Genomic DNA, 19330 nt, shown 5'->3' on the forward strand with positions numbered 1-19330 from the left:
GGACCTGCGGATCAGGCGCTGCGCCAATCGGTATTCAGGCCTCGGCGGACTCGGCCTCGAGCGGGGCCTCCTCGGCGCGATGCCGGTGGCGGAGCCTGTAGTAGGCGTACGCCGCAACGGCGCCGATGCCGATCACAACGAGTGCCCAGACCGACACCTGGCCGAAGATCTTGTCCGCGTTGTCACCGATGTGGAAGGCAACGACTCCGATCGTGGTCGACCAGGCGATGCCGCCGGCCGCGTTCGCGATCAGGAACTTCGGATAGGGCATCCGGAGGGTTCCGGCCATCGGACCGGCGAAGATCCGGAGCAGTGCCACGAACCGGCCGAAGAAGACGGTCCAGACGCCGTACCGGTGGAAGTACTTCTCGGCTCGCGCGATGCGGTCCGGCGAGAAGTGTTTGAACCGGCGGCTGAGCCGGTCGAACAGACTGCGGCCGGCCCGGCGGCCGATGTAGTACCCGATCGAGTCGCCGATGATGGCGCCCGCCGCAGCGGCGCCGATCACCCACTCGATCCGCAGGTCGCCCTGCGACGACAGCAAGGCCGCAGCGATCAGTGTGGTCTCGCCCGGCAGTGGCACTCCCATGCTCTCCACGCCGATGACGAGGCCCACCACCAGGTACGCCACGACAGCCAAACCACCGGTCGGTATCGCGATTGCCAGCGCTTCCCCCATGTACCCATAGTTACATCGGTCGGCAACCAGTTAGCTGACCTGGGAGGTACTTCGGGGGAAAATCAGGGTTGCGGTACCTCTCCGGACGGTACGACGGTGAACATCGTGTGGATCGAACGGGTGTCCGCGGGGTGGTCCGACGCGGTCCGGCCCTTGCGGTAACTGTCGACTAGCTTCTGCAGGTCGCTGCCGAGCTCCTCGGCCTCTTCGCGGGTCAGCCACAGCCGGGAACGGCTCATCGCGCTGACGTCGTCCCACCCGTCGTCGCCGGGGAGGTCGTCGAACAGTTCGAGCATCCGGTCGGTGGCGACCCGCATCATCGCCTGATTGGCCGTCCGGCCGGCCACTGAGGACTGCGACGTGATGATCAAGCCTTGAGCCGGCGCTCGCCAGGGGCGTTCCCGGCCGTCGGCGGACTCGGCGCGCTCAACGATGCCCCAGCGCTCGAGCGCCCGGAGGTGGTAACTCATCGCAGACGGCGTCAGCCCGGCCAGCTCGGCGCACTCGGTCGCGGTCATCACCCGCCCGCTGTACAGCTCGTCGATGACCAGTTGCCGAGCCGGGTGCGCCAGTGCACGAATCGCCCGCGGATCGGTCAGCACCACCTTCTTCTCGGCCACCGCGACAGCCTAGCCGCGCCGCCTTTGAGCACCCCTCAGCCACCCGCGCCCCCGAAAAATGACTGAAGCGTGCTCAAAGCGCGGCGCCCCCTAGGCCTTGAGCACGGCTCAGTCATCTGCGCGGCCGAAAAGAGGCTGAACGGTGCTCAAGGGGGATTGACGCGACTAGGTGTGAAGCATTAGCTTCATAAGTGTGAAGCAAATACTTCAGAGTTCGTTGTGGGCTCATCGGGACGTGCGGCTGGTGTTGCCGGCTCGGGCGCTGTCGTACGCCGGGGATGCGATCGCGATGGTGGCGCTGATGCTCCGGGTGAAGGAGTACGGCGGTACTGGCGCGATCACGGTCCTTTTGCTGGCGTTCGCCGTACCGACTGTGGTGATGATCCCGGTGGCCGGGCGGATCGTGGACAGCTACGACTCACGCGCCGTGCTGGTGTGGGCGACGGCGCTGCAGGCAGTCGCCGGGGTGGCGTTGGCGTTCAGCCACGACCTGGTGAGCACGGTGGGTCTGGTCTGCCTGCTGCAGGTGGGGCAGGCAATCGCCGGGCCGTGCTGGGGTGCGCTGATCCCGCGCATCGTGGGAGAGGGTCTGGTCGGCCGCGCCATCGGAGTGAGCCAGGCGCTGATCGGGGTGGCCATGCTGGTGGGCTCGGCGGTCGGCGGAGTGCTGGTGGAGTGGATCGGCGGCCGCGACGCGCTGCTCGTGGACGCGGCCACCTTCGGTGTGCTCACTGTGGTCGCCGGACTGGTTCGGACTCGCCGTCGGCCAGCGCTTGGGGCAGTCAAGGAGAGCGGCGGGTTCAGTGCGGGTTTGCGCACTCTGCTCGGCGATCCGCTGTTGCGGGTGCTGGTGGTGTGCCTGTGGGTGTTCGTGGTGGTCGGCGAGGCCGTGAATGTGGTTGAGGTCTTCCTGGTCATCGACGAGGTCGGGCTGAATGCTGCGGGCTACGGCTGGGTCTTGGCTGCGCAAGGGGCGGGCGCGATCCTTGGTGCCTGGGGCAGCGGCCGGCTCACTACCTCAGCCCACAGGGCGCGCGCCGTACTGGCCGGGGTGGCCGGCATTGGCCTGGGCATGGTGGGTATGGGCGCGGCGAGCGGCGTGGTCCTGCTGGTGCTCGGGGCCGTCATCACCGGGGCTGGAGGCGGTCTGCTCAATGCCGCCAGCAGCACGTTGATCGTCACTCGGGTTGCCGAGGCGGTGCGGGGGCGAGTGGTTGCGGCGCTCTCCGGGACGGTGCGGGCGTGCAGTTTGGTCGCTCTGCCGCTGGGTGGGCTGCTAGGTGGCGTGTTTGGGCCGCGCGCGACGTTCTTGGGGTGTGGGGTGCTGTGTGTGGTGGGTGCGATGGGCGCTGCGCTACTGGTGGCCAGAACAAAGGATTCGGCTGAGGAGGTGGTCAGTCACTAGCCTTTGGCTTATGACTGATGCACACGTGGACCCTGTGACCCCCGAAAGCGGGCAGGACGACCTGCCTGAGCAGATGCGGGTCCGCCGGGAGAAGCGTGACCGCCTGCTGGCGGAAGGAGTGCAGCCCTACCCGATCTCGGTACCGCGGACCCACCTACTGAAGGACTTGCGTGCGACGTATGACGCGCAGGAACTGGAGGTGGACACCAAGACAGGCGAGCAGGTGTCGGTGGCCGGTCGGGTCATCTTCCTGCGCAACACCGGCAAGCTCTGCTTCGTCCGGCTGCGTGAAGGCGACGGGACCGAGCTGCAGGTGATGCTGTCGCTGGCCGACCTGGGTGAGGAGGAGCTGGCCCGGTTCAAGCAGATCGTCGACATCGGCGACCTGCTGGCCGTCCAGGGCGAGGTCGTGACGAGCCGCCGGGGCGAGCTGTCGGTGCAGGCGACCGGGTGGCAGATGGCTGCCAAGACGCTGCGCCCGCTGCCGAACGAGCACAAGCCGCTGAACGAAGAGGCCCGCGTCCGGCTCCGGTACGTCGACCTGATCGTGCGATCCGAGGCTCGCGACATGGTCCGGATCAAGGCCGCCGTACTGAAGTCGCTGCGGGCCACGTTCGACGCGCAGGGCTTCATCGAGGTCGAGACGCCGGTCCTGCAGCTCACCAACGGTGGCGCGGCGGCCCGGCCGTTCAACACGCACCTGAACGCCTTCGACCAGGAGATGAAGCTGCGGATCGCGCTCGAGCTCGATCTCAAGCGCGCCATGATCGGTGGTGTCGACCGGGTCTTCGAGATCGGCCGGACCTTCCGCAACGAAGGCCTGGACTCCACCCATGCGGCGGAATTCTCGATGATCGAGGCCTATCAGGCGTACGGCGATTACGACACGATGGCCGAACTCATCCAGGACCTGATCCGGAACGCCGGCCGGGCGATCGGCCGGACCACGGTCACCGCGCGCGACGGTTCGGAGATCGACTTCGAGCAGCCGTTCCGGCACGCAACGCTTTTCGGGCTGCTCTCCGAAGCGGTCGGCGAGAAGGTCGATCAGACCACCGATCTGGCCGCGTTGCTCAAGTTGGCCGAGCAGCACGAGATCGAGCTGCAGCCGGGCCGGAATGCCGGCGAGATCGCTGTCGACTTGTTCGAGAAGCTGTGTGAGCACAACCTCATCCAGCCGACGTTTGTCCGTGACTATCCGGAGTCGGCGCGGCCGCTGGCCAAGCCGCACCGGGAAATCCCGGGGCTGGTCGAAGCCTTCGACCTGTTCGTCAACGGGGTCGAACTCGGCGTTGCCTACTCGGAGCTGAACGACCCGGTGATCCAGCGCGATCGCCTGGTGGAGCAGTCGTTGCTGGCCGCCGCCGGTGATCCCGAGGCGATGGAACTCGACGAGGACTTCCTGCGCGCAATGGAGTTCGGTATGCCGCCGGCCGGCGGCATGGGGATGGGCCTGGACCGGTTGATCATGCTCTACACCGGTGCCGGTATACGGGAGACGATTCTCTTCCCGTTGCTCCGGCCGGAGTGATTCTGTAGAGATTTCCCGAAGTGGGCCCCGGTTGCTGCATAGCACAGCCGGGGCCCACTGCATTTTCCGGGGCTATTTGAATACGCAAGGTCACCGGCCCGCTCCGGCGACTTTGTGGGACATTCCGCGCGGAGAATGACAAAGGGGTGGTTAGTACGGTACAAATCAGGTGCAAACAATTCGGCAGGGGATTGTGTCCGGTGACGGGCGCAGGAAGGATTGTCATCGATGGCACAAAGGGTGCAGGTGGTCCTGGAGGACGATCTCGACGGCGGTAAGGCCGACGAGACCGTGACCTTCGGGCTGGACGGGACGACCTACGAGATCGACCTTTCCAAGAAGAATGCCGCCAAGTTGCGCGACGCCCTCGCCGGGTACGTCGGCTCTGGCCGCCGAGTGGCCGGTCGCCGTGGCGCGGTGGGTCGGGCCCGCGGTCGTGGACGGTCCGCATCGGACTCCGCCGACATCCGGGCCTGGGCCAAGGAGAACGGCTACGAGGTCAGCGAGCGCGGCCGGATCTCGGCCGAAGTACGCGCGGCGTACAACGAAGCCAAGTAGTTTCAGCAGGATCTTGCGGTCCCGGTACCCTTGGGGTATCGGGACCGTCCGCATTCCGGTTGTTTCAAGATGCGGACAACCCCGTCACAGGACGACAGTGCCGGATGCCTGACCGGGCAGCCATCAGGGGAAATTCGCTGGTGGCGAACACGCTGTCCGATCGTGGTCAGGCGGGAACACTCTGGAGATCCGGTGGGTTGTTCCCTTGTGATGCCACCCGGGTGTCCGATCCAACAGTGATTGTTTGTTCGCCCAGAGCGAGCTTGTCAGTACCGGGGACTAGCATGCATGTACGGGGGTCGGCCCACACGGCACGTCCGACTCCTCTGAGGCAAGGAGCGCTTTGGCGATGTTTGAACGATTTACGGACCGCGCCCGTCGGGTAGTCGTCCTGGCTCAGGAAGAGGCCAGGATGCTCAGCCACAACTACATCGGGACCGAGCACATCCTGCTCGGCCTGATCCACGAGGGTGAAGGTGTCGCCGCCAAGGCTCTCGAGAGCCTGGGGATTTCGCTCGAGGCTGTTCGTTCCCAGGTCGAAGAGATCATCGGCCAGGGGCAGCAGGCACCGAGCGGGCACATCCCGTTCACCCCCCGCGCCAAGAAGGTGCTGGAGCTCTCCCTGCGCGAGGCCCTGCAGCTGGGCCACAACTACATCGGCACCGAGCACATCCTGCTCGGCCTCATCCGCGAGGGTGAGGGTGTCGCAGCGCAGGTCCTGGTCAAGCTCGGTGCGGACCTGAACAAGGTCCGGCAGCAGGTCATCCAGCTGCTGAGCGGATACCAGGGCAAGGAGCCGACCACCGCCGGTGGGACCACCACCGAGGGGGCGCCGAGCAGCTCCCTGGTGCTCGACCAGTTCGGCCGGAACTACACGCAGTCGGCTCGTGAAGCCAAACTCGACCCGGTGATCGGGCGCGAGAAGGAGATCGAGCGGGTCATGCAGGTGCTGTCCCGGCGCACCAAGAACAACCCTGTCCTGATCGGTGAGCCGGGTGTCGGCAAGACGGCGATCGTGGAGGGTCTGGCTCAGCAGATCGTCCGTGGTGACGTCCCGGAGACGCTCAAGGACAAGCAGATCTACTCCCTCGACCTCGGCGCGCTGGTGGCGGGTTCCCGCTACCGCGGTGACTTCGAGGAGCGCCTGAAGAAGGTGCTGAAGGAGATCCGCACCCGCGGTGACATCGTGCTGTTCATCGACGAGATCCACACCCTCGTCGGGGCCGGTGCGGCCGAGGGCGCGATCGACGCGGCGAGCATCCTGAAGCCGATGCTGGCCCGTGGCGAGCTGCAGACCATCGGTGCGACCACCCTCGACGAGTACCGCAAGTACGTCGAGAAGGATGCCGCGCTGGAGCGCCGCTTCCAGCCGATCCAGGTCGCCGAGCCCTCGATCGCGCACACGATCGAGATCCTCAAGGGCCTGCGCGACCGCTACGAGGCGCACCACCGGGTGACCATCACCGATGCCGCCCTGGTCAACGCCGCGCAGCTGGCCGACCGCTACATCTCCGACCGGTTCCTGCCCGACAAGGCGATCGACCTGATCGACGAGGCCGGCGCCCGGTTGCGGATCCGCCGGATGACGGCTCCGCCGGACCTGCGGGAGTTCGACGAGAAGATCGCGAACGTTCGCCGGGAGAAGGAGTCGGCGATCGATGCTCAGGACTTCGAGCGCGCCGCGGGACTCCGCGACGACGAGAAGAAGCTGATCAACGCGAAGGCCGAGCGGGAGAAGCAGTGGAAGGCCGGCGACATGGATGTCGTCGCCGAGGTCGACGAGGAGCTGATCGCCGAGGTGCTCAGCACCGCGACGGGCATCCCTGTCTTCAAGCTGACCGAGGAAGAGTCCTCGCGCCTGCTCGACATGGAGAAGGTGCTGGCCAAGCAGTACATCGGCCAGACCGACGCGGTGAAGGCGCTGTCGCGCTCGATCCGTCGTACTCGCGCCGGTCTGAAGGACCCGCGCCGCCCGAGCGGCTCGTTCATCTTCGCCGGTCCGTCCGGTGTCGGTAAGACCGAGCTGTCGAAGGTGCTGACCGAGTTCCTGTTCGGCGACCAGAGCGCGCTGATCAGCCTCGACATGTCGGAGTACTCGGAGAAGCACACGGCCTCGCGGCTGTTCGGCTCGCCTCCTGGGTACGTCGGCTACGAAGAGGGTGGCCAGCTCACCGAGAAGGTCCGGCGCAAGCCGTTCTCGGTCGTGCTGTTCGACGAGGTGGAGAAGGCGCACCCGGACATCTTCAACTCGCTGCTGCAGATCCTGGACGAAGGTCGCCTGACCGACGCCCAGGGCCGCGTGGTCGACTTCAAGAACACGGTCATCATCATGACGACCAACCTGGGCACCAAGGACATCTCGAAGGGGGCCCTCGGTTTCTCGCAGACCTCGGACACCTCCGGCTCGTACGAGCGGATGAAGTCCAAGGTGACCGAAGAGCTCAAGCAGCACTTCCGCCCGGAGTTCCTGAACCGCGTCGACGAGATCGTGGTCTTCCACCAGCACAGCAAGGACGACATCGTCAAGATCGTCGACCTGATGCTGGCCCAGGTGGAGGAGCGGCTGAAGGACAAGGACATGGGCATCGAGCTCACGCCGGCGGCGAAGGAGCGGGTCGCGACCCGTGGCTTCGACCCGATGCTGGGCGCCCGGCCGCTACGCCGCGCACTGCAGCGCGACGTGGAGGATGTCCTGGCCGAGAAGATTCTGTTCGGGGAGCTGCGGCCCGGTCAGATCGTCCTGGTCGACGTCGCACCGGAGGGCACGGTCGACGCCGACGGCCTGCCGGAGTACTTCACCTTCACCGGGACGCCGAAGGCGGGTGCCTCCGACCTGGAGCTGACCGACCTCGCCGCCGGTGGGACGGCTGGAGTGCAGGACTCGTAATACCCAGCACTACTCGCTGTGCAAACAGCAGTCGAAGGGCCTCACGCTCAGCGTGGGGCCCTTCGCTTTGGTTGCCCGTGGTCGATCAGGGAATGATGACGACCTTGCCGGTGGCTTGGTCGGACTCCATGTGGCGGTGGGCGGCAGCGATGGCCGTCAGGGGGAAGGTGCGGTCGATGGTGGGCCGGTGGGTGCCTGCCTCGACCTGTTCGACGATGTGCTGAAGGGCCTGAGCGTTGCCCGCTGTGTCTTTGCTGTGGAAGGACGTCAGCTTGGTGCCGGACGGGATGGCGGCGATCGGCTCGAAGTCGGGGATGAGCCAGCCGCTGAGTGAGCCGGAGATGCAGACCGTGCCGCCGCGACGGACGAGCGCCAGGGAGCCATGCGCCGTACTGGCGCCGACCAGATCGAGGATGTGATCGGGGCCGTCGGGCCATAGCGCCCGGACGGCGCCCGCGAGCGACCGCCCGTCGTCGACGAAGGTGTGGTCGGTGCGCAAGGCGGCGGCCTTGGTCTCCTGGCGAGTGGTGGCCGCTGTTTCGACGCCGGCGGCCGCAGCGATCGCCGCGGCCGCCATCCCGACCGACGAGGTTCCGCCGCGAATGAGTAACCGGTCACCGGACGCGATCCCCAGCGCGTCCAGCGAGCCCTGCGCGGTCAGGTAGGACTCGGGCAGCGCCGCCAGCACCTCCCACGGCAGCGTGGTGGTGAGCGGCATCAGCAGTTCGTTCGGCAGTACGGCGTACTCGGCGTAGCCGCCGTCGAACGCGCGGCCCATCTCGCCCATCACGGCCGCGACGGTCGTCCCCGCGGGCAACCGTGAATCGGTGGACTCTCGCACGACGCCGACGCACTCGATCCCGAGGATGCGCGGGAAGGTGACACTCGGCGAATGTCCCTGGCGGGTCCTGAGCTCGGAACGGTTCAGGCCCGCAGCCTTGACCTCGATCAGGCTCCACCCTGCTCGAACGGCCGGGATCGGGACCTTCCGAATCTCCAGCACCTCTGGCCCACCGGCCCGTACACACACCGCGGCTCGCATCATGCATCCACTGTCGTCGCTGCCGATGCTGGCCGACTACCGGTAGGATGCCAAGTTGTGCCTGATGCCCGCCAAACCCCCGAGGCGTCCCGGCTGTGGCCCTCAGGTGGCGTTCACCTTTGGCGCTCGGGCGGTGCCAGTTCGCTGCACTCCCATCCACAGGGCCACCTGGTGTACGCCGCCAGCGGCGTACTGTCCGTGCAAACAGTCCGCGGTACGTCGGTTGTGCCGGCCAATCGGGTTGCCTGGACACCGGCCGGGTTCCAGCACTCCCATCGGGCGCACAGCACCACGGACATGCGAATTCTGTTCCTGCCGGTCTCGCTTGCTCGCAGAGTGCCTGAGCATCCGGTCGTCTTCACCGCCTCTGCTCTGGCCCGCGAAGTCATCCTCGCGCTCACGGGCCAGCAGAGCTATGACAGCGGTGCGGAGTCCCGCCTCCGACGCGTGCTGGTCGACGAGTTGCGGGATGCCGACGAACTGCCGCTGCACTTGCCGGAACCTGTCGACGACCGGCTGCAGGCCATCGCTCGGATCCTGGCCGAGGACCCCGCCGAGAACAGGCCGCTGGCCGAGCTCGGGCGAAGCATCGGAGCCAGCGCCCGGACTCTTAGCCGGCTGTTCCACGATGAGCTCGGTATGACGTTCTACGAGTGGCGAACGCAGATCCGCATCTGTCATGCGCTCGTCCTGCTGGCCGACAGTCGCACCACCACTGAGGTCGCTCATGCCTGTGGCTGGTCCAATCCGAGTGGTTTCATCGAAGCTTTTACCGCCCTGATCGGCACCACGCCCGGCCGGTATCGTGCGGGTTTTCCTGCGAGGTCCTGACAAGACATTCGACGGTGGTCGAAAGGTGTCCGGATCCAGGCTGCGCGGCTATTCCCGCTTCTACACTGCAAAGATGCCGTCGGGGCTCCGGATCGATCTGCTCGGACCGCTCACCGTCCGCAGCGGTGACGCGGAGATTTCGGTCGGCCCGTTACGGCAACAGGCGATGTTCGCCGTTCTCGCGCTGAATGCGGGCCGGGTGCTGACCCCGGAACAACTCCTCGATCTGGTCTGGGACGACGATCCGCCGCCGACCGGAATCAAGGTCGTGCCGACGTACGTGTACCGGATCCGGAAGTCGCTGCCGCCGGGGTCCCGCCTGGAGCGGACGACGGCCGGCTATGTGCTGCGGCTCGATTCGGACGTGCTCGACCTGGAGCGGTTCGAGACGATGGTGCGCGAGGCCGGTCGGAACGATGACCCGGAGCAGGCGTTGGCATTGCACGATCAGGCGCTGGCGTTGTTCCGCGGCCAGCCGCTGAGTGGTTTGCCTGGGCAGTACCTGGCGGGCCAGCGCCGCCGGATCGCCGAACGCCGCGAGAAGGCGCTCGGCACCAGGATCCAGTTGCAGCTCGCCGCGGGCCGGCACGTCGAGGCGATCCCGGAGCTGATCGGGCTGGTCGCCGACCACCCGTTCGATGAGCGTTTCGCCGTCCTGCTGATGAATGCGCTGGCCGGCAGCGGTCGGCAGGCCGAGGCGCTCGAGACCTATCAGCGGGTACGGCGCACTCTCGTCGAGCAGCTCGGTATTGAGCCTGGCCCCGAACTGCGCGCTGCCCAGCAAACCCTGCTTCGGGCCGACGCGCCCACACCGACCGCGCGCAACGAACTCCCGTACGGCGGCGCTGCGTTCGCCGGTCGCGCCGCGGAGCTGGCCGAGGTCGTGGCCGCGCTGCGAACCCCGACCGGATCTGCGCCGCCGGTGCTGGCGATCGACGGTATGGCGGGGATCGGCAAGACGGCTCTCGCGGTCCAGGCCGGGCATCGGCTGGCATCGCAGTACCCCGATGGTCAGTTGTTCGTCGACTTGCACGGGCACACGCCCGGCCGCGAGCCGCTGGGAACCGAGCAGGCGGTCGACCACCTGTTGCGCGGCATCGGCGTACCGGCTGATCAGGTTCCTGGGTGCTTGGAGGATCGGCTGTCGATGTGGCGGTCGAAGTCGTCGCGGCTGCGGTTGCTGGTCGTGCTGGACAATGCGCCGGATGCGGCGACCGTGCGGCCATTGTTGCCGGGGGCATCGGAATGTGCGGTGCTGGTGACGAGCCGGCGATTGCTGGTCGAGCTGGATGCCAAGTGCCGGTTGGGACTTGGGCTGCTGGCGATGGAAGACGCGACGGCGCTGCTGAGCGAGATCGCCGGACCGGACCGAGGCGATGAGGCCGCAGTGCAGGAGTTGGCCGAGCACTGTGGGCGGTTGCCGTTGGCGTTGCGGATCGCCGGCGCGCGGTTGCGGCATCGGCCGTCCTGGTCGATTCAGCATCTCAACGAGCGGCTGCGCGGACGGCGTCGGTTGCGTGAGCTGGATGGCGACGCGAACGGCGTCCGGTCGGCGTTCGCGGTGTCGTACGAGCATCTGCCGCAGGATCAGCGGCGGTTGTTTGCGTGCCTGGGGTTGTTCCCGGGCAAGGACTTCGACGTGAAGGCCGCCGCCGCACTGGCCGGGATCGACGGGCCGACGGCCGAGGCGTTGCTGGAGCACCTGGTCGATGCGAGCCTGTTGCTGGCGCCGCGGCCGGGCCGGTATGAGTTCCACGACCTGCTGCGGGGGTATGCCGTGGAGGTCGCGGATGATGACGCCGCGGTGGGTCGGTTGGTTGAGCATTACCTGGCCGTGGCGGGCGTCGAGCCAGATCTGACGTGGGCGGACCTCGAGCGCTCGAACTTGCTTGCTGCGTTGGAGGTTGCGGAGGATGCGGCCGCGGTTCGGCTCGCGTTGGTGCTGGCGCCGTACCTGCATGGGCGCAGCCGATTGGACGAGTTGGACGTCGTGCTGACCGCGGGGCTGGCTGCTGCTGAGCGACGGCAGGATCCTGAGGGTCAGGCCCGGCTGTTGTTCCTGCGGGGGAACTTTGGGCAGTTCCGTTGCGGGCCGCAAAAGGGATTGTGCGATCTGCGGCGGGCCGCGGAGCTGGCGCCGGAGGACGCGCCGGCGTTGCGGGCGCGCATCCTCGGGTCGCTCGGGTACACCCAAGGCACGCTCGATCCGTCGTCAGATCATGCAGAGCTACTCCGTACGTCGTTGCGTCTCGCTCAGCTGGCGGGAGATCGCCGGGCCATCGTGGAGACGTTGAGTCGGCTGGCTGCGCTGGCAATCCGGCAGCATGGGTTCGCGATGGCGCTGGAGTATTACGAGCGGGCGTTGAAGCTCGCACGCGAGATCGGTGACGAGCGGCTCGAACCTGAACTGCTGAACGGCATCGCGGTTTGCCGCCTGGCCGAAGACGACCCGTTGCCGGCGTTGGAGGCGACCCGCGCGGCGCAACGCCTGGCCGCCGTCCATGAGCTGGATTTCTCGCTGAGCTACGCCCTGTGTCATCAAGGCGAGGCGCACCGCCGTCTCGGCCGCAACAAGCTCGCCGTCGAGATCCACGAGCAGGCCCTGAAGCTTGCCATTGGCAACTGTACGCATCTCGATGAGGTCGACGCGCGGCTGCATCTGGGTCGCAGTCTGCACAGCGCCGGCCGGACCGAGGCTGCCGTCGAGCAATTCGACCTGGCGCTCCGCCTCAGCGAGGATCGCGGCCATGCGTTAGGCGTAGTGGAGGCCCTCACCGGCTTGGCCGACTGCACCCGACTGGCCACCCGCGCCGACCGACTTCTCCGTCAAGCCCACAGTCAAGCCAAAATCGCCGGCTACTCAGCCTTGGCCACTCGCCTCGCAAACCGCCTCGACCACCCCTCGGCCAACCATGGCTGATCAGGGCTCGCGACGCCTGAGGCGGGCGATCGTTCGCGTGATGGCTTCCGGCGTGAGATGAGGGTTGTTGCGATGGGCAAGTAAATGGGCTGCAGTGGTCATGAGCCAGCAGGTGGTGGTGGCCAGGGCTACAGCGGGGCCGGGGCCTAGCCAGGTGTCGCCCAGGGCTTCTAGCTGCCCTGCTTGGTAGGCGCCGGACAGGAAGAGCAGGGTGATGACTGCAGTGATGCCGGCGGCGGCTTGAGCTTTGTGGCCGGGCTTGAGGATCAAGAGAGCCGTTGTAGTGGCGAGACCGGCCAGCCAGGTGAGAGCTAGTTGGGGTTGGGTTTCCACGCCTAGCTGCCAAACGGACAGGCCGAGTCGACGGCTGTAGGTCCAGGGGAGCATCAGGGTGAGGCCGGTGGCCAGTGCGGCGAGCAGTCCGGCGCGGGTGAACCACCTGTGCTCGCTGACGGCCAGCGCCTGTTCAGCTGCAGCCAGGCGAACCGGTAGCTCCTCATCTGGGAGGGCGCTCATCGGAGAACCACCAGGTCGTTGCCGAGCCGGAAGTACAGCGCCTGACCGATCACTGTCACCTCATCTGCAGCCTGTGGCACGCCCTGCGTCGGACCGGCGACCACACTGATCCGTCCGGCGTCGAACCGCAGCAGGTGCAGGGCGTCGTACCCCCAGAGCTTTCCGTCGGGTCCGGCGAACCACATCCCGACGGTGTCGTCGAGCAGGCGGCCGGTGACGAGAAGCTGGGCAATCTGGTCGGGCCTCAGATCTCCCTTGACCGCAGTACGTCGTACGCCGCCTGGTTCGTAGAAGTTGTACAGGCCGCCACCGATCGCGGTCACCAGCCGGTCGCCCGCAGCCGCAGCGAACTCGGCCTTCGGGTTGTCGGGCAGCGGCTGGAGGTCGCGCTGAGCAGTGGCCCGGCCGCGCACGAGGTGTACGGCGCGTTCCGGCCCTGGCTGATCCGCCAGCGTCCACCACACTCCGCCCTGCCCATCGGGCGCCCAGCTGCGCGCCGCCAACGGCAGCCGGATGTGTGCGAGCTTCCCACTGGCATCTAGTCCGAGCTGCGAGCTCACGCCGGGCGCACCCTGACCAGGATCCACTGTCTCGACCGGCGGGAGCACGGTCGCCTGGAAGTCCGTCGTACCGTGCACTGGCTTGCGTCGGTCGCACTGCGGTAGCGGGTCTGGAGCGGCCGGGTACGTCGATGCTGAGGCTGCCGCATCGGGGATCTGCAGGATCTGGCTGCCGCCTCCCGGTGAGGTCCCCAGTAACACCGAACCGTCCGGGCGCGCCTCGATGCTGCTGATGCCGTCGGCTCCACCGGGCAGCTTCCGCAGTACGCCGTCCGGCGTGATCACCGAGGTCGGTGCACCACCACCCAGCCAGACGTTGCCTCGCACATCAACTGCGAACGCATCAACAGTCATCGATGAGCTGGCCGCATCACTACTTAAGAGACAGCCAGCTGGTGCCACCCCGGTCAGCTGCAGCACAGGGCCGCCGCGGCGAGCCATGGCGAGCCCGGTCTCACTTGTCCGCCACACCGTCGTACCGTCCGGTCCGCTGGACACTGCGTTGCCTGGCGCACCAGCTCCGGGATTCACTTGGAAGTCCTGCAAGCGCATGCCGGGGCGAAGCTGGTTGGCTGGGAACTGCCAGGTGGTAGCAGCACCCCACAGCACGATCGACCGGTCCGCATTGCGATGGCTGAGACCCGGTCCGACTCCTGAGGCGAGCACCTCGACCCCGGGCGTCACGTAGTACTTTCCGTCGGGGTCCTTGTGGCTGAGGCTGATGTCCGCCTGCGAAAGATCCAGGGGGACAGACAGGATTGCCCACGGCTTTCCGCCCGCACCACCGGCCAGCAAGACCAGATGGTTGTCGGCGACACCCCACAGCGCCGGGGCGGTCGCGCCATGGTTCAGCGTCACCTGGGGGAGCGCGACACCGTCGTCGTACGCGAAGACTGTCGAGCTCTCCGAACCTGTCCGGCCTAGCAGCCACTGTCCGGGCGAACCGTCCAGCGCGCTCGCATAGGAATCCAGTGGGTCAGATGTCCCGATAGCGACCCGCATCCCGAGCCGGTCGAGCAGCTGCCCGCCGCGCAGGTCCAGTAGCCGGTGCGGCACCCCCGCAGTCGTCTCCGGCCGGTACGGCGAACTTGTCGCCGAGGGCACCAATAGTCCGACCACTGCGCCGGCCGCGCCCAGCAGAATGATCAGGCGGCCACCGATCAGCCCGGCGACGATCAGAAGCACGCCCAGCGCCAGAGCGGTCCATGCGCCGAGCGCGGGGCGGTAGCCGACGCCGTTGGGCAGCAGCGGCGGCAGCCACAACAGCTGAGCCGCCAGCCCAGCGACAGTCGCAGAGCCACACGCGACCGCCGCAAGCCGCCGTACGAGCCCACGGGTCGCCAGCGTCGCCACGGCGAGCGCACCGAAGATCAGGGCCCAGCTGCGAGCCGACGGGACCTCCCAGAGCTGCACCCGGATCAGCCCGGCATCCGCCAGACTGACCGAGACCGGATCCCGGAGTTCGCGCCACGGCAGAACAGTTGAGAGCAGAACCAGTACGGCGAGCGTCCCGGTCGCGAACGGCATCAGCCGGACCCGAATCGGAGCCAAATTCTCGGTCCGATCGATCATTCGGACAAAGAGTGCCCGCAATTCGGACTGATTGAGCGGCTCAGCGGACGCGTTGGGCGAGTCGTCTCCAGGAGTTGGTTCAGGCGTCATCGGAGGCCGAATCAACTGGGTGGCCCAGTAGCCCGCAACGGTGGTGGCCAGGGTCCCGCAGACCAGCGTGCCGATCACAGCCGGTGAGAAAGAACAGCTCGGCCGACCCTGCTGGACGAATCCGGTCCAGGCCACCATGGTGACCACCACGAGTACTGCCGTACCCCAGCCGCGGACCTGCCGCCGGAGGCTGAAACTCTCGGCAGACAAGCGATCCGCGAGGATCAGCAGCACGATTGCGACCGGCAGCGCGAGGGCCGCCGTACGGCCGCCGACCGGTTGGCTGGTGGCTCGCCAGAGGTAACAGCCTGTGCCTGTTTGACCTGGTACGAGTACGGCCAGCAGGGCGCCGGCGGCGAGACACGAAAGTGCAAGACCGGGTTTGCCAGTGCGCCGTAACGTCTTACGATGCGTGAGCGATTCGGTACGGATCAGTGCCGCTGCTGCCTGCGATTCGGTGGGGAGATCGCGCAGCGGCATGAAAAAGAAGTTACCTGGCACCCCCCTACCGCGTTGTAACCCTGTGAGCACGTTGGTGGGACCCGGACTGTCGGAAAGGGGGCCGAGGATGGAATCATCTCGTCGCATGGACGCGCCGCGTCTGCCCCTGACCCAAGAACCGGTCGCTGACACCGGTTCTTTTGGCGTGCGGCAAGCGGGCGGCGTCCTCGAGCGGGCGCAGCGGATCGCGGACACCCTGCGCGAGCAGGCGGAGTACGAGAACGACCTGGCCCGCGAGGAGGCCGAGCGCGCCCGGACGGAGACCGAGCAGCTCCGCGCCGCCGCTGAGGCCGCCGCGCAGAAGCTGCGCGGCGACGCCACTTCGTCGGCCCAGCGACTGCTGAACGACGCCGAGCGTGCGGCCGAGCAGCTGCGCGCCGAGTCCGTGGCCCAGGCCGACCGCGTCCGCTCCGAGGCGCAGGACACCGCTGAGCGACTGCAGGCCGAGTCGACTGCCGAGGCCGAGCGGGTGCGGCGGGAGGCGGCGGAGACCGCTGAGCGGCTGCGTGCGGAGTCGACGGCGGAGGCAGCGCGCGTCACGTCCGAGGCGTCCGCACTGTCCGAGCGGCTGACCGCCGGTGCCGAGCACGCTGCTGAGCAATTGCGCGTGACGGTTGCGGATGAGGTGGCCAGGCGGCGCAGCGACTCCGAGTCGGTTGCCGAGCAGCTGCGGACCGAGAGCCAAGCGACTGCTGACCGGTTGCGTGCCGAGTCGCAGGCCGCGGCCGACCGCCGGGTCCAGGGCGCCGAGACCGAAGCCGCCCGCGTCACGGACGCCGCCGAGTCGGAGGCGGCTCGGCTGAAGGCTGAGTCCGAGTCTGCGGCCGCTGAGCTGAAGGAAGCCTCCGAGACTGAGGCTGCCCGGTTGAAGGAAACGTCCGAGGCTGAGGCTGCCCGGGTCACGCAGGAGGCCGAGGCCGAAGCCACCCGGTTGAAGGAAAGCTCCGAGGCCGAAGCCGCCCGGGTCACGCAAGAAGCCGAGACCTTGGCTGCGCAGTTGAAGCAGGCCTCCGAGGTCGAGGCGGCCCGGGTCAAGGAAAGCTCCGAGGCCGAGGCCGCGCGGATCACGCACGAGGCTGCGACCGCGGCTGCTCGACTGAAGCAAGAGTCTGAGGCGGCGGCTGCCCGGTTGACGGCAGAGTCCGAGGCTGCGGCGGCGCAGCTGAAGCGAGACTTCGACGGCGAAGCTGCGCGGGTCAAGCAGGAGTCCGAGACTGCCGCGGCCCGGTTGAAACAAGCTTCTGAGGCCGAGGCCTTGCGGGTGAAGGAAGAGGCCGACGAGCTGCTGGTCGCGGCTCGCGAAGCCCGCGAGGCCGCCGAGCTGATGGTCGACCGCGCCGGCCGCGAGGCCCAGCAGTTGGTGACCGATGCCGGTGACCAGGCCGCGCTGGTGTCGCAGGCCGCCGTACAGAACGAAGCCGAGCTGATTGCTCGTTCCGAGACCGAGGCCGCCGAGCTGCGAGCCGCGGTCGAAGTCGAGGTCGAGGCAGCGCGGGAGAAGTCCCGGGCCGAGATCGCTGAAGGACATGCCGAGATCGAGCGGCTGCGCGGCGAGAACCGCGCCGAGCTGGAGCGCCGTACGGCGGAGCTCGCGGAGACCGAGCGAGCCAAACTGGCCGCGATCTCGCTGGAGATCGACAAGCTCCGGACCGAGGCAGTGGCCGAGATCAACGAGCGCAAGGCCGCGGCCGAGCTGTCGAACGAGCGCCTGATGGCCGATGCGCGGGCGCAGGCCAAGCTGGTCGTCGACTCGATCGAGGCCGACCGGCGGAACGCGTCCGGCGAGGCGCAGCGGATTCTCGACGACGCGAACAAGGCGGCCGAGACAGCGCTGGCCGAGGCCGAGAAGCAAACGCTGTGGAGCAAGAAGACGGTCGACGACCTGATCGGTACGGCGGAGGCCGAGGCGCAGGCGATTCGCGAGCAGGCCGCAGCCCAGGCAAGCAAGCTGTTGGTGGAGAAGCGGGCGCACCTGCGACGCGTGGTCAGCCGGTCGACCAGCCGGCTCAAGCAGACCCAGGAAGCGATCGCCAAGGAGAACGCGGAGTTCACCGCGCTCGCCGAGAGCACTCTGGATTCCGCCGCGACCCAAGCCGAGGCGACGCTGTCCGCAGCCAGGCAAGAGGCCGAGAAGGTGACCGCGCAGGCGCAGCTGCGGGCCGATCGGCAGAAGACGGCGGCCGAGCTGGAGGCCAAGGAGATCGTCGACCGGGCGACCCGGCGCGAGACCGAGGCACAGTCCAGCACGCAGGTGCTGCGCGAGCGCGCGGCCAAGGATCTTGCCGACGCGCAGCGGCAGTCCCACGAGCTGATTCGCAAGTCCCGCGCCGAGGCTCAGCAGCTCGAAGCGCAGGCCCGTGAGCAGGCGGACGAACTGCGCGCCCAAGCCCGTAAGCTTCTCGCCGATGCCGAGGCGAGGGTCGCGGCACTGAACCAGCGCCGTGACGAGATCACCAAGGAGCTCACCCAGCTTTCGGGTGTGATCGAGGCACTCGCTGTACCAGGGTTCCGTCCAGGTGGTGGAATGTCTGCCAGCGAGGGTTCCACGGGGGAATCAGGATGAGGACGTGACAGTCAGATCCTTGTCAGTGACAATGTGTGATCCACCCACCCAATTAAGTGAGTATCGGAAAACATGAGCAGTGAAAGCCCAACCCCGTTCCGTACCGTTCTGCGTGGCTACGAGCCCGCTCAGGTGGATCAGCACATCCGTGAGCTGACCACCTCGCTGACCGCGCTGCAGCAGCAGTCGGAGCAGCTCCAGCGGCACGTGCAGGAGCTCCAGCAGCGCACCGACGCCGCGGAATCGGCCGTCATCTCCGCCCAGGAGGACAACAAGGACCGCGCCCCGACGTTCACCGAGTTCGGTGAGCGGGTCGCGAAGATCCTGTCGCTGGCCGACGACGAGGCCCGCGATCTGGTGACCCGTGCGCGGACCGACGCGGAGGCCATCGTCGCCGACGCCGAGGCGCACGCGAAGAAGGTCCGCAAGGAGGCCGAGCAGTACTCCCTGGACTGGAAGAGCGAGGTCGACGCGGAGGCGGCTCGCATCCTGGAAGAGGCCCGCACGCAGGCCGACGACATGCGCGACGAGGCCGAGCGCGACGCGAACGCCCGCCGGTCCGAGGCGCAGGCGCTGTACGAGCAGGAGCGCGCCAAGTCCGCTCAGGCCGCGGCTGCCTTCGAGACCACGCTGGCCGAGCGTCGGGGCAAGGTCGAGCAGGAGTTCGCCGCGCGCACCGCGCTCGCCGAGCAGCAGCTCGCCGCCGTCACCGATCGCGCCGCCCAGGTGCAGCGCGAGGCCGACCGGTCCCGTTCCGAGGCCGAGCGCCTGGCCCAGCAGCAGCTGGCCGACGCGAACCGTCAGGCCCAGGAGATCGTCGCCGCCGCGAAGGACAAGTCCGAGCGGATCCGCGCCGAGTCCGAGCGCGAGCTCGCGGCCGCGACCCAGCGTCGCGACAGCATCAACGCGCAGCTGACCAACGTTCGCCAGATGCTGGCGACGCTGTCCGGCACCCCTGCGTTGCCGCTGGACCTGCTGGCCGACGACAACGCCGACGCCAGCACGGGCAGCAAGAAGAACTAGACGAAGGCGATGGGCGACCCATGCCCGCGGAA

Annotated in this window: 13 protein-coding genes; 8 read left to right on the forward strand and 5 right to left on the reverse strand. The window is 67.7% G+C overall.

Annotation, left to right across the window (positions count from 1 at the left end):
• Window positions 1–34: 34 nt before the first annotated feature.
• A complete protein-coding gene (locus E1263_RS01695; RefSeq protein ID WP_132164565.1) occupies window positions 35–679 on the reverse strand; it encodes a DedA family protein in 645 nt (214 codons plus the stop codon).
• Window positions 680–741: 62 nt separating this feature from the next.
• Window positions 742–1299, reverse strand: coding sequence for an ArsR/SmtB family transcription factor (locus E1263_RS01700; RefSeq protein ID WP_132164567.1), 558 nt, complete (start codon window positions 1297–1299; stop codon window positions 742–744).
• Window positions 1300–1492: 193 nt separating this feature from the next.
• Here E1263_RS01700 and E1263_RS01705 point away from each other — a divergent pair, with 193 nt between their 5' ends.
• From E1263_RS01705 to E1263_RS01720, 4 genes are all read left to right on the forward strand, one after another.
• Window positions 1493–2704 carry an MFS transporter gene (locus E1263_RS01705; RefSeq protein ID WP_132164569.1) on the forward strand — a complete coding sequence of 404 codons (1212 nt, stop codon included), beginning with the start codon at window positions 1493–1495 and terminating at the stop codon, window positions 2702–2704.
• A 10-nt stretch (window positions 2705–2714) separates the two neighbouring features.
• A complete protein-coding gene (lysS, locus tag E1263_RS01710) occupies window positions 2715–4235 on the forward strand; it encodes a lysine--tRNA ligase (protein WP_132164571.1) in 1521 nt (506 codons plus the stop codon).
• A 228-nt stretch (window positions 4236–4463) separates the two neighbouring features.
• Window positions 4464–4793: a histone-like nucleoid-structuring protein Lsr2 gene (locus tag E1263_RS01715; protein ID WP_132164573.1), complete on the forward strand. Its 330-nt coding sequence runs from the start codon at window positions 4464–4466 to the stop codon at window positions 4791–4793.
• Between the two features lie 349 nt (window positions 4794–5142).
• A complete protein-coding gene (locus tag E1263_RS01720) occupies window positions 5143–7680 on the forward strand; it encodes an ATP-dependent Clp protease ATP-binding subunit (protein WP_132164575.1) in 2538 nt (845 codons plus the stop codon).
• A gap of 85 nt (window positions 7681–7765) precedes the next feature.
• Here the strand turns inward: E1263_RS01720 and E1263_RS01725 are convergent, their stop codons facing one another.
• Window positions 7766–8725 (reverse strand): zinc-binding dehydrogenase, encoded by a 960-nt coding sequence (locus tag E1263_RS01725; RefSeq protein ID WP_132164577.1) that lies wholly within the window; start codon window positions 8723–8725, stop codon window positions 7766–7768.
• A gap of 54 nt (window positions 8726–8779) precedes the next feature.
• Here E1263_RS01725 and E1263_RS01730 point away from each other — a divergent pair, with 54 nt between their 5' ends.
• Both E1263_RS01730 and E1263_RS01735 read left to right on the forward strand, forming a co-directional pair.
• Window positions 8780–9553, forward strand: a complete 774-nt coding sequence (locus E1263_RS01730; RefSeq protein ID WP_132164579.1) for a helix-turn-helix transcriptional regulator — start codon at window positions 8780–8782, stop codon at window positions 9551–9553.
• Window positions 9554–9626: 73 nt separating this feature from the next.
• Window positions 9627–12473, forward strand: coding sequence for an AfsR/SARP family transcriptional regulator (locus tag E1263_RS01735; protein ID WP_132164581.1), 2847 nt, complete (start codon window positions 9627–9629; stop codon window positions 12471–12473).
• Here the strand turns inward: E1263_RS01735 and E1263_RS01740 are convergent, their stop codons facing one another.
• Window positions 12474–12989 carry a hypothetical protein gene (locus E1263_RS01740; RefSeq protein ID WP_132164583.1) on the reverse strand — a complete coding sequence of 172 codons (516 nt, stop codon included), beginning with the start codon at window positions 12987–12989 and terminating at the stop codon, window positions 12474–12476.
• Window positions 12986–15691 (reverse strand): hypothetical protein, encoded by a 2706-nt coding sequence (locus tag E1263_RS01745; RefSeq protein WP_132164585.1) that lies wholly within the window; start codon window positions 15689–15691, stop codon window positions 12986–12988. The genes E1263_RS01740 and E1263_RS01745 overlap by 4 nt, the downstream gene beginning before the upstream one ends.
• Before the next feature lie 106 nt (window positions 15692–15797).
• On the opposite strand from E1263_RS01745, the gene E1263_RS01750 reads away from it, so the two are divergent.
• Entirely contained in the window at window positions 15798–18275 is a 2478-nt protein-coding gene (locus tag E1263_RS01750) for a kinetoplast-associated-like protein (protein ID WP_238161026.1), read from the forward strand.
• 72 nt (window positions 18276–18347) lie between these two features.
• The gene (locus E1263_RS01755; RefSeq protein WP_132164589.1) at window positions 18348–19298 is read left to right on the forward strand and encodes a DivIVA domain-containing protein; all 951 of its coding nucleotides are present in this window, start codon (window positions 18348–18350) and stop codon (window positions 19296–19298) included.
• Window positions 19299–19330: the final 32 nt, after the last annotated feature.

This window comes from Kribbella antibiotica, from assembly GCF_004349055.1.
Lineage (GTDB): Bacteria > Actinomycetota > Actinomycetes > Propionibacteriales > Kribbellaceae > Kribbella > Kribbella antibiotica.

Coding starts and splice junctions, on each gene's coding strand:
- E1263_RS01735 (WP_132164581.1), top strand. CDS start 9,627: ATGCCGTCGGGGCTCCGGATCGATCTGCTCGGACCGCTCACCGTCCGC.
- E1263_RS01755 (WP_132164589.1), top strand. CDS start 18,348: ATGAGCAGTGAAAGCCCAACCCCGTTCCGTACCGTTCTGCGTGGCTAC.
- E1263_RS01750 (WP_238161026.1), top strand. CDS start 15,798: ATGGACGCGCCGCGTCTGCCCCTGACCCAAGAACCGGTCGCTGACACC.
- E1263_RS01715 (WP_132164573.1), top strand. CDS start 4,464: ATGGCACAAAGGGTGCAGGTGGTCCTGGAGGACGATCTCGACGGCGGT.
- E1263_RS01725 (WP_132164577.1), bottom strand. CDS start 8,725: ATGATGCGAGCCGCGGTGTGTGTACGGGCCGGTGGGCCAGAGGTGCTG.
- E1263_RS01745 (WP_132164585.1), bottom strand. CDS start 15,691: ATGCCGCTGCGCGATCTCCCCACCGAATCGCAGGCAGCAGCGGCACTG.
- E1263_RS01720 (WP_132164575.1), top strand. CDS start 5,143: ATGTTTGAACGATTTACGGACCGCGCCCGTCGGGTAGTCGTCCTGGCT.
- E1263_RS01695 (WP_132164565.1), bottom strand. CDS start 679: ATGGGGGAAGCGCTGGCAATCGCGATACCGACCGGTGGTTTGGCTGTC.
- E1263_RS01740 (WP_132164583.1), bottom strand. CDS start 12,989: ATGAGCGCCCTCCCAGATGAGGAGCTACCGGTTCGCCTGGCTGCAGCT.
- lysS (WP_132164571.1), top strand. CDS start 2,715: ATGACTGATGCACACGTGGACCCTGTGACCCCCGAAAGCGGGCAGGAC.